The sequence below is a fragment of the Streptomyces sp. NBC_00525 genome (assembly GCF_036346595.1).
In the GTDB taxonomy this organism is placed as follows: domain Bacteria; phylum Actinomycetota; class Actinomycetes; order Streptomycetales; family Streptomycetaceae; genus Streptomyces.
Map to the genome: position 1 here is coordinate 282425 of NZ_CP107835.1, position 14332 is coordinate 296756.

General features: G+C 67.9%; 11 protein-coding genes and 3 pseudogenes. 10 read left to right on the top strand and 4 right to left on the bottom strand.

Annotated features, from left to right (window positions below; translation table 11 throughout):
- Positions 1-1564 precede the first annotated feature (1564 nt).
- The gene (locus tag OG710_RS31155) at positions 1565-1855 is read right to left on the bottom strand and encodes a barstar family protein (RefSeq protein WP_330242620.1); all 291 of its coding nucleotides are present in this window, start codon (positions 1853-1855) and stop codon (positions 1565-1567) included.
- 553 nt (positions 1856-2408) lie between these two features.
- On the opposite strand from OG710_RS31155, the pseudogene OG710_RS31160 reads away from it, so the two are divergent.
- From OG710_RS31160 to OG710_RS31180, 5 genes and pseudogenes are all read left to right on the top strand, one after another.
- Positions 2409-2707 (top strand): annotated as a pseudogene (locus OG710_RS31160) (hypothetical protein).
- Between the two features lie 239 nt (positions 2708-2946).
- Complete coding sequence (locus OG710_RS31165) at positions 2947-3819, top strand: hypothetical protein (protein WP_330242621.1); 873 nt, start codon at positions 2947-2949, stop codon at positions 3817-3819.
- A complete protein-coding gene (locus OG710_RS31170) occupies positions 3816-4523 on the top strand; it encodes a hypothetical protein (protein ID WP_330242622.1) in 708 nt (235 codons plus the stop codon). The genes OG710_RS31165 and OG710_RS31170 overlap by 4 nt, the downstream gene beginning before the upstream one ends.
- Entirely contained in the window at positions 4520-5056 is a 537-nt protein-coding gene (locus tag OG710_RS31175; RefSeq protein ID WP_330242623.1) for a hypothetical protein, read from the top strand. The genes OG710_RS31170 and OG710_RS31175 overlap by 4 nt, the downstream gene beginning before the upstream one ends.
- Positions 5057-5356: 300 nt before the next feature.
- Complete coding sequence (locus tag OG710_RS31180) at positions 5357-7333, top strand: AAA family ATPase (protein WP_330242624.1); 1977 nt, start codon at positions 5357-5359, stop codon at positions 7331-7333.
- Here OG710_RS31180 and OG710_RS31185 read toward each other — a convergent pair.
- On the bottom strand, positions 7314-8501 hold the full coding sequence (locus OG710_RS31185) for a hypothetical protein (RefSeq protein ID WP_330242625.1): 1188 nt from the start codon (positions 8499-8501) through the stop codon (positions 7314-7316). The two genes, OG710_RS31180 and OG710_RS31185, sit on opposite strands and share 20 nt — an antisense overlap.
- Positions 8502-8881: 380 nt before the next feature.
- On the opposite strand from OG710_RS31185, the gene OG710_RS31190 reads away from it, so the two are divergent.
- The 4 genes from OG710_RS31190 to OG710_RS31205 all read left to right on the top strand — a co-directional run bounded on the left by OG710_RS31190 (position 8882) and on the right by OG710_RS31205 (position 10896).
- The gene (locus tag OG710_RS31190; protein WP_330242640.1) at positions 8882-9085 is read left to right on the top strand and encodes a helix-turn-helix domain-containing protein; all 204 of its coding nucleotides are present in this window, start codon (positions 8882-8884) and stop codon (positions 9083-9085) included.
- 247 nt (positions 9086-9332) lie between these two features.
- Positions 9333-9602: a hypothetical protein gene (locus tag OG710_RS31395; RefSeq protein WP_443064353.1), complete on the top strand. Its 270-nt coding sequence runs from the start codon at positions 9333-9335 to the stop codon at positions 9600-9602.
- A gap of 432 nt (positions 9603-10034) precedes the next feature.
- Positions 10035-10631 carry a DUF4145 domain-containing protein gene (locus OG710_RS31200; RefSeq protein WP_330242626.1) on the top strand — a complete coding sequence of 199 codons (597 nt, stop codon included), beginning with the start codon at positions 10035-10037 and terminating at the stop codon, positions 10629-10631.
- Positions 10632-10713: 82 nt separating this feature from the next.
- Positions 10714-10896, top strand: coding sequence for a hypothetical protein (locus OG710_RS31205; protein WP_330242627.1), 183 nt, complete (start codon positions 10714-10716; stop codon positions 10894-10896).
- 80 nt (positions 10897-10976) lie between these two features.
- Here OG710_RS31205 and OG710_RS31210 read toward each other — a convergent pair.
- A pseudogene (locus tag OG710_RS31210) lies at positions 10977-13144 on the bottom strand (Helicase associated domain protein); the annotation flags it as partial.
- Between OG710_RS31210 and OG710_RS31215 the strand changes: the two are divergent.
- Positions 13142-13543 (top strand): annotated as a pseudogene (locus OG710_RS31215) (transposase); the annotation flags it as partial. The pseudogenes OG710_RS31210 and OG710_RS31215 overlap by 3 nt on opposite strands.
- 15 nt (positions 13544-13558) lie before the next feature.
- Here the strand turns inward: OG710_RS31215 and OG710_RS31220 are convergent.
- Positions 13559-13831, bottom strand: coding sequence for a hypothetical protein (locus tag OG710_RS31220; RefSeq protein WP_330242380.1), 273 nt, complete (start codon positions 13829-13831; stop codon positions 13559-13561).
- Between the last annotated feature and the right edge of the window lie 501 nt (positions 13832-14332).

The window sequence follows — 14332 nt, forward strand, 5'->3', positions numbered from 1 at the left end:
GGGAGCGCGACGCCGGAACGGGGCGCCGTACCGAAGCCCGGCAGAGGCGAGTTCGGCGAGAGAGCGGGCCAGCCGAACGTCGGAGCTCGGCCCGCTCACGGTCGACTTAGAGCTCGTAACACGATCATGGTCGGGTCTTCTTGAGGCGTCGGTAGCAGATGAGGCTGCAGGCGAGGGAGACGAAGGCGTCGTGGAGTTCGGTGCGGCGTTCTCAGCGCACAGCGAGGTGGCTTCGTTGATCTCTCGGAACAGCGTTTGTCGACCGGTTTCGGAGGCAGGTGGTGATCGGCTGGGCTGCCAGCCCGGCGGCTCGTGCTCCGCCTCCTCTGCCGCTTCCCTATGAGCCGCTGGCTGCCGGGTCTGCTGCTCGCGGACGGTCTCCTGCCTCCGCACCAGGTCCTCCGCCTCGGCTGCAGCATGCTCACGCAGCCGCTCATCGAGGACACGAGGACCTCGTCAGGGGGCAATACCGGGGAGCTTCCGGTCGGTTCCGCGCCGGTGCGGGCACGGCCGACCCGGTCTGGGCCTGCTCCGGGTTGGGGTGCACCCTTGCACCGAAGAGCTCGTTGACCAGATATGCAACCTGTGCCTGATCCCCTGGAGCGCCTTCATGCGAAGTTGGCTACGGTCAACGATCTGGCCTTCGCCCTGGTTCCTCAGTCGCCCGAGGAGTCCGTCAGGGAACTCATGGAGGCGTTGAGGGAAGCCGTTGCCCTGGCCGGAGAGCTGAAGGGAGTGTCGGCTCGAAGCACTGGTTGTCAGGAGCATCCGCAAGGGCCTGTTGATCCGGTGGCGCCGGTCGGATGGGGTGTGTGCCTGTTGTGCAATACACGTCGTCATCGTGGGGTACGGAGGCGGCCGCCGGACTCTTTCGGCGTGCGAGGGGCGTAAAGCTTCCAGTGTTCGGCTCACTCGTGCCAGTGATCAAGTGGGGAAGCCTGGTACCCGATCACATAAGCATGAGTACAGCACGTTCTAAAAAGACGGCGTTCCGAGGCGATCCCGACACGGCTTGGCCCCACGTTAAGCACCCACACGAAATGGGCGGTCGGCCCGAGGACTGCCAGCACTGTGCTTCGCCCAGGATCATGATCACTTCGGATTGTCGTCTGTGCGCCTCATGCGGCTACCAGCAAAAGCCCAGCGACTGGTGCCTGGCCTGCGATACGCAGCTCAATGCCCGCAGTCTTGAGATCCGCCTCGGCCTGTGCACAGGGTGCCGCCGGAAGGCTGAGGAGAGCGACTTGGACTCCACTCGGGACTGGTTGTGACGTCCATTCACCAAGGAGTTGACCGGGACGTTCTCCCCATGCGGCTGCGCCTCTTGGTGATCGTCTGTACGGGCCTATGAGCGACGATCCTCCTCCCGGGCTTGGGATTTGGGGTGGGTGATCGTCGGCGAGGGCGCCGTACAGGGCTGTTGTAGGGCGTGTGGGGTCTCGGCTCGTGTCGGACGCCGAGGCCATGACCTACGGCCCCGTCCGCCGTCTCACGCTGTGTCGGACGCTCAGCGTCTCAGCTTCACGTCGGAATTCGCTGGCGACGCTGGCCGCTGGATTCCACATCAGGTGAAACGCACGGTCAGCCTCTCGGCCGGTGCGTTCGACTCGTCTTCCGCGGCAGCTCGGACCAGGACGGACGCGATTGCCGCGAACGCTTCATCGCCCATGCGTTCACGGCTGATCGTAGCGTTCTCCCAGACGATCTCGACCGGGCGCTCGGCATCCGTGCTCAGACGGTCCCACAGGGCGCTCAGGTTGTGCCCGTAGTACGGACCGAAGTCCAAAGGCCCGGCAAGAACCCGGTGCAGGTCCGCCTGGCTTCCGATGTGTGCCCCGTCAATGGCGACCCGCATGCTCCTTCATCCCTTCGGTCGGCCAAGCGGCTCTATGACCCCCGGCACCCCTGCCGACACCGCGCCCCGCTGAACTGCGATGTCTCACGGTCGATGTCGGGCCGGGGACAAGACAGTGTGCGGCCCGTGCTGGGCCGACGATGTCGCCCGCCTGGAGGCCGCCGCCGAAGCCGCCCGCCACCAGGCCGCCGCACCGCCGGAGCCGGAACCGTAGGACAGCCCCGGGCCGGACCGGAGACGCGGCTGGTTCCGCCGACGGACCTGACCGAGTGCCCGCTGTGCGGTGGCAGCCGCCAGGCCGCACAGCGGGGCCGGCCCCGACGACGGCGGCTCACGACCAATTTCGGTCACACCCCTGCCGAATGGCCAGAACTGGTGTCATGCTGGCGGCGCGTACCACCCCGCCACCCCAGGCAGAGAAGGCGCACCCGGTCGCGCCCTGCAATCCCCCGGTAGAGCGCGGCCGCGCCGCCCTCCCGGTCCTCCCCACGGGAGGCCAGGCGCGCGCCCGGAAGGGCCTCGTGCTGTCAGCGCCGGTTGGCAGACTGGCTGGATGGACGGCGATGAGCAGCTGCTGAGGGGCCGTGTCTACGGCCGCTACCACGATGACCCCAACCCCGGCCCGCTCCCGCACTGGACCTACGCCGAACTGGTCGGCGGCCCGCTGGACGGCCTGTTGCTCGACATCCACGGCTGGCGCGCCGAGGAAGTCGACGACGGCGTCGCCCTGACCACCGAACTGTCCCGGTGGCCCGGCGGCCGCGCCCTGTACGACCCGCGCCCCGGCGAGCCCCGCGCGCGCCCGGCCCGGGACTGAGCTGCCGCTTCTACCACTCCGGTGACACACCCTGACCACGGGCGCCGCGAGGCAGGGTCAGCTGGGCGGTGTTCTCGATCCACAGCCGCGTCCACTTCGACACCGGCCCCGCAACCCGTCCGGTCCAATTTCTTCATTCCCATGGGGGAGCGGGTAGGCCATTCGTGTTGCGCAGCCCCCGCAATTGTCGGAGGCGCGCTCTACGTTCCGGGCCATGACGGATTGGATCGAGCCCTGTGCTCGTGAAACAGGACCGGCGTACTCCTCTGAGCAGGTGGAACTCGGCCGGAAGCTTGTAGCGCGTGATGATCTCCTGACGAGCGAGAAGCAGCGGACGCGTCTGGAGATTGGAGATCTCCTGCTTGACGTCGCGCCGATGGGCAACGAGGAACCCTCCAACGGCTCCCGCGAGCTGATCAGGGCGTTCGCCGCAGACATCGGTATGACCGCCGAGATGGCCCGTGAGTACCGGGGCGTGGCCGCAGGATGTGACAGCGCGCTCAGGCAGGTGCTGGCCGAGTCCGATGTCACGGTCTCCTACTCAGTCGTCCGCGAGGCCGCTCTGGGCTTCTCCCTGCCGAAGGAGACCCGGGAGGCCGAGAACGTGCTTGGGAGAGAGGAGCGCGCGCGACGGCTCCAGGACCGCTGGGAGATCCTGCTGCGGATGCTTCAGGAGCCCGGCCGCCATCGTGTGACGGCGCAGGAGTTCCGCGCAGCGATCGGCGCACGGCCGATTCCGAACTCGGCCTCCGCGATGACCGCCGAGAAGATCGTGGAACAGCTCGACCGCCCCGACGTCAGGTCGGCGGTGATGGCGAGCGTGATGGAGCCAGCGTTCCTCGTGGAGGCGTTTGCGGTCGATCCGATGGTGGAGCTGAAGATCCGCGACAGTCTCGCCCAGGTGGCCCAGGTGACCGGCAACAGGGAGAGCGCTTCTGCCCCCGAGGAGACCGACGAACGGCTGGTCCTGCAGTTCCGGCGCCGGGTGAACCTGCTGTACGGCCTGGTCGAGATGCACCCCGAGCAGATCATCAACATCGCCGACGAGGACATGCTCAACGACCTGGAGAAGGCGTGTGAGGGCGTTGTGCACTGGGCGCAGCGGCTGCACTCGGCCCGGACGTCCGGACAGGTGGGTGTGCGGTGACCGCCTCGCGCCTCAACTCACTGTCGGTTGTGACCCGTCAGTGGATCACGGACAACTACGGCTCGCTGTTCGCGCAGCACAGTGACAAGAACCGGCGGACCGGCGAGTTCATGGACCTCATGCTCGACGCGGTCCAGTCCGGCGAGCTGCCCGCGATCGAGTACTTCAAAGTCGTCTTCGGCCCCGTCCTCGGAGCGCTGGACCATGACCTGATGGTCCGCTTCGCGCACAGCGGCCCCGATACACCCCCTGCCGGGGGAGGCGGCACGGCCGGCGGCACGAAGGAACCCGGCGGGGCGCCGCCGCCGATTCCGGGACTCTGCGGCGGCGGCACGGCGCCCGGCCTCGCCGCCGGCGGCTGCGGCACTTGGACCGACGGGGAGGCCAGCATCCCTGGGCAGCGCTCGTTCCTGCCCGCCGACCTAGTACACGCCCGCATCGTGGAGGTGACCAAACAGCTCCTTGCCATCAAGGCCAACCAGAAGCACCTGCGCCAGCAGGAGAAGGACAGTCGGGAGTTCCGCAAGATCCTCGCGGGCCAGTACAAGGAACTGGAGAGCCAGCTCCACGCTCTCCAGCGCGCTCGCGAGCGCATCAAGGAGAACCCCAAGATCGGGCTGGACGCACTGGCCGCGATGGGTATCGGCGCTGCGGAACTGGGCATGAGTGAGGCCGACCTCGAGACCCTGGCGGGAGCGGTATGAACCTCCCCCTCATCTACTCCTCGACCCAGTGGCACGACTACTGGAAGCGTATGGTGCCGGCGTCCCAACGCGAACAGCGGCGCGGAAACCACATCGCCGACCTGATCGCGGCTGACGGATGCGTGGTGGAGATCCAGCATGCGAGCATGTCCCCGACGAAGATCATGGGACGCGAACTGGACCACGGCCACATGGTGTGGATCTGGGACGGCCGCTCCGCCTACGCATCTGGCGCCATCCTGCTGACTGCCTTCGCCGACGGCATCGTGAGCTTCCGCTGGAAGAACCAGCGCCGCAACCTCCGCACGTGCCGACGCCCGTACTTCCTGGATCTCTGGAGGCTGGGAGAAACCGGGGAACGGGTGCTGCTGAAGGTAGACATCCTCAACGAGGACGGAACGGGCTCCGGTCAGCTGGTCACCCACGACATCATGCGCCTGTGGATCGTCTCCGGCCTCCCCCGTCGTCCCCTCGCTGAGCTCCCCGAGGGCTCTGGCATCCCGTCGGTGAAGCTCGCCGCAGCGGTCGCGTAGCACGACCGCCCACCCGCTCAGCGACATCGAGCCTGGCGAGACCTCGGACACCAGCAACAGGACACGGGCATCGCCGCCTGCAACGACTCCCTCCCGAGCCGTCCCGCACGTGCTCCCGCACGAGCGGGACGGCTTCGTGGGCAGCACAGGCCCGGCGGGCAGAAACCGGCCGTGATTGTCGGAGGTGGGATTCATACTGGCTGATTAGCCACATCGCGCGGTCGCACCTGTCCCGTCTGGCACAGGCCCCCACGCTGCGCGGATCACACAAGGGCAAGGTGGCCCTTGGAGGGGAGTGCCATGCTGGTGACGTCCGTGGAGATCGAGACGTTCCGCAACATCACGAACAAGCAGACCATGGTGGTCGACCCCGAGGTCACGTGCCTGATCGGCAAGAACGAGTCGGGCAAGACGACAGTCCTGAAGGCCCTGCACCGGCTGAACCCGGCCAACAACGCCGACGACTTCCACGTCACCACCGACTACCCGCGGCGGCACCTGGCCACGGACCGGCGCAAGAAGGACCTCGACACGGTCGCCCCCGTGACGGCCGTCTTCAAGCTGGAGGACTCCGACTTCGACGCGATCGAGGAACTGGTCGGCGTACGGCCGCCGGCCCAGGCGTACGCCACGGCATCCCGCCTCTACGACGGCAGCCTCCGAGCCGATGTGCACTGCGCCCTCGAGGACATCCTGGCGGACGTCTTCGAAGAGGCCGGCGTCGACGACGAGGAGGACCAGAAGGCCATCACCGGGGACCACACGACCATCGAGGCCGTGAGCGCCGCGGCGAAAGCCCGAGCCAAGGAAGTCGGCAGCGGCAAGAAGACGGCCCGGGTCAAGGCGATCGAGAAGGTCCCGGCCGAGCTGGACCGCTACAAGAAGTACGTCGAAGAGGGCCTCGACGACGAGGAGCACGAGCATCTGATCGGGCTGCTCCCGAAGTTCTTCTACTTCTCCACCTACGAGATGCTCCCGGGCGACTGCGACCTCCACGCACTCGCCGAACGCGCCAAGGCCAAGCAGTGGGAGCGCGGCGACGAGACCATGATGTCCCTGCTCCGCCTCGCTGGTGAGGGCCCGGACGACTTCCTGGACGAGGACTACGCCAGCCGCAAGGCCGAACTCCAGGCCGCCAGCCTGGACCTGAGCGCGCAGGTCTTCGAGTACTGGAAGCAGAACGAAGACCTCAGTGTCTCCTTCGACACCGACCTGATCCCCATGCCCCCGCAACCTAACGGTCAGCCACAGCCCCACCACCGGATGCTCAAGATCGAACTGCGCGACGACCGGCACGGCGGCGTGGAGACCAACTTCTCCACCCGCTCCACCGGCTTCCAGTGGTTCTTCTCCTTCCTCGCCGCATTCAGTACCTACCGCGACACCGACGAACGCGTCGTCGTCCTGCTCGACGAGCCGGGTACCAGCCTGCACGGCGAGGCCCAGGGCGACTTCCTCCGTTACGTCTACAGCGAGCTCGGGCCCAAGCAGCAGGTCCTCTACACCACCCACTCCCAGCACATGATCGACCCCACGCGGTACGAGACCATGCGCGCCATCCACGACCAGGCCACCCGTACCGATCCGAACCTGGGCGTGGTCATCACCTCGGTCAGCCTGTCCGCGGACCCCAAGACGATCCTGCCGGTGGAAGCGGCGCTCGGATACTCCGTGGCGCAGCACCTGTTCCTGGGTGCCGGCCCGCTCCTGGCCGTGGAAGGCAGCAGCGATTTCGTCTTCCTCATGCGCATGTCCGACCACCTGGTCAGCCAGGGCCGCACCGGCCTCGACCCCCGGCTGGCCATCATCCCGGTCGGAGGCATCGGCAACATGCCGGCCTTCATCGCCGTCATGGGGCGCCGACTGTCCGTTCGCGCGCTCATCGACGGGGCCGAGACCACCAAGGTGACCGCCAAGGTCCTCAGCGCCGCCGAGGCCGCCGAAGTCGACACTTCCCACATCACCGTCATCGGCCAGCTCGACGGCCTCCCGGAGACGGCCGACATCGAGGACCTGTTCTCCACCAAGGACTACCTCTGGCTCTACAACAAGGCCACCGAGGCCACCATCAACGAGGAAGACCTGATCACCCCCGACAAGCCCCTCCCGATCCTCCAGCGCATCGGGATCGCCCGGGAGAAACAGCGCAAGCCCCGGGACTTCGACCACGTCGGACCCGCACACCAGCTCACCCGGGACAAGGACGACTTCTTCGCGCAGGTCGACGACGACACCCTCGACCGCTTCGAGACGGTCTTCAAGAAGCTGACGGCCTGAACCTGCCGGCCTGGCTCGGGCTCGCCCCACTCCCCCGAGGGCGAGTCCGAACCAAGGTGGCCCCAAGCATCATTCGGCGCGGCGACGAGAACGGTGCTCCCATGGGCGCTCGTGGGCGGCGGGTTCGCCGCGCTGGAGCTCGCGCGCGGCGCGCCGGTCCCGAGACCGCAGCACGGCCAGCCACAGATCCCGCTTGTGCTCGGAGTCCTCGGGCAGGATGACCTGAGCGAAAAGGATGAGGCCGGGCACCACGATGGCGAGGACCACCGCGACGGCCACCGACCACCACGGCGCGCCCACCCAGACGAGCGCGCCGACTGCGGCAGCCCCACCGAGCGCGGTCACGCCGGCCCGGCGCGGTGCGGCAGAACCGGGCCGGGCCGGCTGCTGAACCGGGGTGCTCACTTGGCCACCTTCTTCCTGCGCTGTCCTGCTCACGGCGTCGCGCCCATTCGGCCTCGATCGAGGGCGGGATGACCAGCTCACCTTTCTGCCTGAGCGCCTTGGCCTTGGTGCGCAGGGTGTACAGAGCGTTGTTGACGTCGTAGAGCTTGATCCCGAGGGCGTCGGCTATCTCGCCGGGGGCGAAGCCGTCCACGGTCATGTGCCACACGGCCCGGTTGCGAGGCTTCAGCGCGTCGATCATCGCCGTGACGGTGTCGCACAGGGCGGCGACGTCCGGGGGCACGCGCTCGGACCCGTACTGTCCAAGGGCCTGGGCAAGGCGCCAGCCCTCCATGTTGTCCTTGGCCTGGCGAAGGAAGCGGTCCGTACGCTCCGCCTTCCAGTTGTTGAAGACCCGGGGGAAGACGAGCCCGCAACGGGTGACGAAGAACGACTTCAGCGCCATGAACCTGCCGTCCTTGCCCGGGTTGTCCGCGGGGTTGTATCCGCCCTTTTTCAGCAGCTCCGGGAACGTCTCCATGGCCACGTTGATGGTCATCACGGCAATGAGCGCGCGGTCGTCGGAGTTACGGTGCAGCGTGGACCGGTCCTCGTCGGTCAGCTTGAGCGGCGTGTTCGACTTCGCCACCAACTCCATGAGCTCGTCGGTGCGGCGCATCTTCGAGCGCAGCGTCTTGAACGCGTACGCGTACAGCTCGTTCGCCATCTGGTGCCACGTCGAGCTGCGGAAGCCGGCCGCGACCGCTTCGGCGACGCGGTCCACGTCGTCCTGGATGTGTGCCGGCAGGGTACACCTGCGGTTCGTGCTGCCCGGGTTCTGGGTGCCCGGGTCCCCCGTTCCGTTTGAGAGCATGATCTTCCCTGTTGTCCCGCCCGCATAGAGCCTGGTAGCGGATGCTGGTTCTAAAGGTCTGTCGCCACCTCTATGCAAAGCAGCCGCGGATTTCTCTAAGAAGCCGCCGAACTTTTCAAAACTGAGGGCTCGCAATGTCCACGGAACCTTGTCCGGCACCTGTCCGGAAAGGGCCCCGGCTCCGTTCCGAGCACTGTCCGGACAGAGACCGGACACCGGCGGACGGCAGGTCAGAGGGCTCCTACGATGAGCAGACCCAAGTGGTACTGCAGGAGGTCCCGTTGACCGCCGTGGAGGACTTCGCCCGTCATCTCCGCCACTTGCGCACCAGGGCGGGCGAACCCTCGATGCGGCAACTCGCGCAGCGGACCGGGTACGGGAAGACCACGATCAGCGACGCCTTCGCCGGGCGGCGCCTGCCCACCCTGGACGTAGTCGAGAAGCTCGTCGGTGCACTCGACGCAGACCAGGACGAGATGCGCGAGCACTGGTGAAGGCGAAGGGCCGACCCGCTGCGGCGGCCCCGGTAGCCGAATGGCTCACCTCCGTACGGACCGACATCCCCCGACCTGGCGGGAGCCCAGGGGATCGAAGACGTATGCGCGGCGGCCACGTCACACCCGAAGGCGGCCCTGGACTCGAGCTGGGGCGTCCTGCGCGTGGGCGCGTCGCAGCTGTCGCGTTGTCGACACCTACGGCCGGGCCGAGGCGGGCGGCCTGCGTCCCGCAGGCGCCGCGTCCGTGGCCGAGACGGTGCACCACTACTACGTCTCCTCCAACGTCCACCCGGAGGAACTGCCGTCCACCGCTGAACTCCTCCAGATCATCGTCCTGTTCTACCGACTGGCCTGGCAGGCCCGCGACCTGATCACGACGGACCGGGAGAACACCGCCGACTCCTGGCCTGGCCCCTCCCCTTCGTTCTCACCGCCGGACAAGCCAGCGACGTGCCCGCGTTCCCCGACGCCGTGGACAGCCCCGGACCAGGCCGGACGTGGTTCTGGCGGATAAGGCGTACTCCTCCCGTGCAAATTCGCGAGCACCTCTGCAAGCGTGGCATCCGGGCACGGCGATCGAGCAGGGGGATCTCGATCGGATGTGGGCCTTGCTGGACCACGCCATCGCCTGATGTGACGACGGGGAGGGCGGCTGCGGGCGGGGGAGCGGCGGGTCGGTCTGGTGGCCGGAGGCCGGGTTCGTGGGGCTAGCTGATGGTTCGGTGGTTCCGGCCAGGAACGGTCAAAAGTACTGTTCAGCGCCGGACGTGACAGGGAGAATCTGCCTATGGCTTCCTCGTCTTTCGGCAAACTGCCCGACCCGCTGCAGCACCGCTCCGTCTCCCAGAGGAGGAGCGTGTGCCCCCATCCCGAGTGTGCAGTCGGTGTTGCGATGTCGTTGCGTGATCGGCGCCAGGTGCATCCGACCGCCTCGACCAACCACGTCGTGACGACGGACGACTTGGTCGTCTACGAGGAGCTGTGGACGTGCGACTTGTGCCATCGAGCCACCGTCGAGCTGGTCGGTTTTTTGGGTCAAGCCGGAACAGTCGTGGGCCGGACCGGAACGAGCGGAAATGGAACGAGCCGCGCTGGGGCGTCTGTGTCGTGGCGTCGTCAGGTGTGGCCGGAGCCGTTGCCCCGGAAACTCTCCGAACACGTGCCGGAGATGGTGCGCTCCTTGTTCATGGAGGCCTCGAAGGCGGAGAACGCCGGCAGCTACCGCTTGGCGGGCGTCGGCTACCGAGCTGCGGTTGAGGAGATCTGTAAGGACCAGGGGGCGACGAAGTACAAGCTCTACGACAAGATCACGGAGCTGGCAGAACGAGGTCTTCCGCAGGACGTTGTGGACGCGATGCACGAGGCTCGCGTCGTCGGTAACGACAGCATCCACCAGAACCTTGAGTACGCGGCGGATGAGGTCGCCGACCTTGCGGAGATCATCGGAGAAGCAGTACAGATACTCTACGTACAGCCAGCGGAACGGAAGCGGATGGCGCAGGCCCGCAGGCAACGCAGCGAGGCAGCCAAGGCATCGAAGTAGTTGGTGCCGCGGTGCTGTCCTTCGGGGGCTGAGCCCCATCAAGGGGTGAGGCGGGAGACTCCCGCCAGACGGAGGTACTACTGTGACCGTTCGTTTCATTGGTGGTCCGCTCGCCGGACGCGAGCTGGAGACCACCGACGCCCCGTGGTCCGGCGACTGGTTCACGGTCGGCGACACCGCTGGCCTGTACAAGCCGACGCACCGCGACCCGGCGACCGGCGTCGTCCTGGCGGAGGTCTGGATCACCATCCCGCGCCGCTGGTAGCGGCCCGCACCGCCGGGCGGTGACGTACGAGACCCCGGGCCCTGTCAGCGGGCCTAGGGTCTTATGGGGTAGGGGAGCGGTCAGAAGTCGTCCCCGTAGCCCTCCCGATCGGAGGGCGGCCCGTACCGTTCGATGGCCCAGCAGGTGCAGTTCCCGCCCTCGTACAGCTCCTCGTCACACTCCTCGTGGTGCTCCCGCACCCGCCGCTTCGCCGGGGCCGCCGGCGGTGCGGGCTGCGGGGCGGGCGGCTGCGGGGCGGCCTCGACGGCCGGGACGACGCCCGCCCACTCCATCCCCAGCGCGGCGAGGGCGGCGCGCTGCTCCTGGTCGAGCTTGTCCCGTCTCGACTCGGTGTTCGAAATCCATACCCCCAGCTTCACCAGCACCGTCTCGCCGTCGACCTCGACCTCCACGACCGCGCCGCGCGGGACCGGCCGCTGTCTCTCCTTCTCCACCCGCTGCGCCAGGGCTGCCAGGCCCCGCTGGAACGCGGCCTTGGCCTTGCTCCCGGCCTTCCCCGCCCCCTTGAGGGCCGCAGCCAGCGCCGGACGGAGCTCCGCCGGGGCGACGGCCGCCACGGGGAGAGTGGCACCCCGCACGCCCAGCGCGGTCAGCCGATCGCGCTGCTCGGGCATCAGCTGCGCCCAGGTGCCCGGTTCCTGCTGCCGCCACCTCCAGGTGCCGATGTCGTCACCGTCGAAGATGACGCTGGGGGCGATGTAGGGAAGGTGACCGTCGGCGTCGACCAGGTCCGCGAGCACCCGGTAGTGGCGCTGCCAGTTCAGCGGCCACGGGCAGTTCCAGTCCGGGTCGATCTCCGCCAGATGCTCCGCGCGCTCCGCCGCGCGCTTGGGGTCTTTGCCCAGACCGCCCTTCCGCCGGAGGTTGGCCATGTGCTGCCCGATGGGCACCATTGCCTCGCCCTCGCCCCACACCGCGTCCTGACGCGGCGCGAGGTGCCCGGTGGCCCGCCGGTACGAGCGCAGCGCGGCGAGCTTGTTCTCCCACGCCTCCTCGCCCGGCTCCCACACCATCCCGGCCTCCGGGGCGTCCAGCAGCGTCTTGCGCCGCTCCTCCAGCTCCCCGGCCTGCTGCGCCTTCCGCTGCTGATGCACCCATCGGCCAAGCGGAAACGACTTCGTCGCCCCGACCTCGACGTCATACGGAATGGCGTAGACGCCGGTGATCTCGTTCTCCGCACGCCAGCGCAGCAGGGCTTGGTAGCCCTCCAGCCACACCAGCGACTCTGGCCGGTAGACCCGGGTCCGCAGGAACGCGGCGATCGTCGCGAGGTCGCGCGGGCTGGAGAAGTGCAGCAGCGCCGACTCGGCAGCGGCGTCGGTGTCGTCCTGCTCCTGGTCCTCGCCGTCGTCGCTCTTGCCGCGGGCCCCGACGATTCGCCCGTCCTTGTCACGCTGGACGTGGATCCTGCGCTTGCCGCTGGTGAGCGCGCGGGAGGCGAGTTGCTCGACCAGGCGCTCATCGTGGCTGCGCAGGCCCTGGAGGACCGCTACGAGCGGCTTGAAGCTGGCGCTGGCCACCATGTCCGTGGGGTCCTCGTTCGGCTTCAGGAACACCGGCACGATGATCCTGGCCACCTTCGTGCTGCCGTCGAGGTTGAGGCGGAGCGCCCGGCCGATGTTCTGGACGATCTCCACCTGGGAGCCGCGGGTGTCGGCGAAGCAGATCGAGTCGACTCCCCGTTCACCGGTGATGTCGACGCCTTCCCCGAGGACGCGAACCCTGGCGAGGAAGGCGCGGTGGACCCGGTGCCCGGCGGCGTTGATGCCGTTGGCGAACTGGCGGATCTTCTCGCGCCGTTCGGCAACGGTGTGTTCGCCGCACAGCCACGCCGACCACACGCGGTCCGGCGGGACGTGGCGGCCGGCCTCCAGCTCGTAGAACTCGCGTCGATCAAGGACGCGGGGAGCTTGTCGGCGGCGGCCAGGTCGGCGTCGGAGGCGTCGTTGACGTACGGCTCGGCAGCGGTCTCCGGCAGCTTGTCCGCGAAGGCCGCGGCCTCCTCCACCTTCTGGTGGAACGTCATGACCGTGCGGAGGTTGTACGCGGCGGCGTGCTCCAGGAGCGCGGTCTGCAGGAGCGCGAGGCGCCGGCCGCGCCGGGCTTCCTCCGTCTCGCCGACGATGGGGGAGGGGTCGCGGATCTCCAGGACGTCGATCTCGAACCCGGCGAGGATCTCCCGCTCGATCGCCTCGCTCAGACCGAGCTCCGCGAGCCACGCGCCGTACTCACTGCCGGTCAGGCCGGTGACGCACCCGCCTTCACCGAGGTCATGGCCCGCCTGCGCGTTCCCCGCCCACGAGGCCGGCCCCGCACCGGGCCGGACGTGGTCCTGGCCGACAAGGCGTACTCCTCCCGCGCGATCCGCGAGCACCTACGCAAGCGCGGCATCCGGGCTGTGATCCCCGTCCCCGCCGACCAGCGCAGCCACCGGCTCCGTCGAGGCAGCCGAGGCGGCAGGCCACCGGCATCCGACCGAGATACCTACAAGCAGCGCAACACCGTCGAGCGGTGCATCAACCGCCTGAAGCAGTGGCGTGGTATCGCCACGCGCTACGAGAAGACCGCGACCGTCTACCTCGCTGGACTCCACATCGCGGGCATCTTCCTCTGGTCAGCGCGGTGATCCAAACGAAACTGCCTAGACCTGTTCGATGAGGCGGACATGGCAAGACGCGTGGCCCTTACCGTTCTTCGGCAGTACCCAGAAGGAACCGTCGCCGTCCCGCCCCACCACGCGTGACGTTCCCTTTGGAGAGTCAGGCACGTGACTCTTGGCCGCCTTGTACAGCTCTGCGAGCGCTTCCTCCCGGCTCTTGCCACCGATCACGGTCCGGATGATCTCGATGCGGCGCTGCGGTGAGGCCGCATCGGTAGTGACACTCTCCTCCGCGATGATCAACCACGTCGGCATCGATCAGTGTCCTTGTCACAGGCATCACCAGCCATAAGCCGGAATCTGGATAGGGGCCCCTGGGTTCGTTCTCAAGCCAGGCCCGATGGAAACCTCAGCACTTACTTTTAGGCCCCACCCATGAACAGAGCGAGGATCACAGCTCCCACCCGGAGTCCAGCGACGCCCGGTCCATCTCCCCGCCAGGGGAGGGCACCAAATCAAATGTCTGCTCAACAAACCCATACGACATCAAGGCGCCGACAGGCGCCCTAGAAACACCCCTTCCCGATAGGGAAGGGGGAGCCCGCCAACCCGTCATGCCGTCAGGCATGACACACCACCACCCTCCGGCCGCCAGGCCGGAGCTGACGCCAGCTCAATGTTGGGCCGCCAGGCCCAACCCTTACCAACCCCTTGCTCCCGCCAGGGAGCAAGCCCACGCCCAACCCCCTTCATGCCGTCAGGCATGAAGCCGCGGCAGTCTCCCGCCGTCAGGCGGGAGTTGGGCCGCCAGGCCCA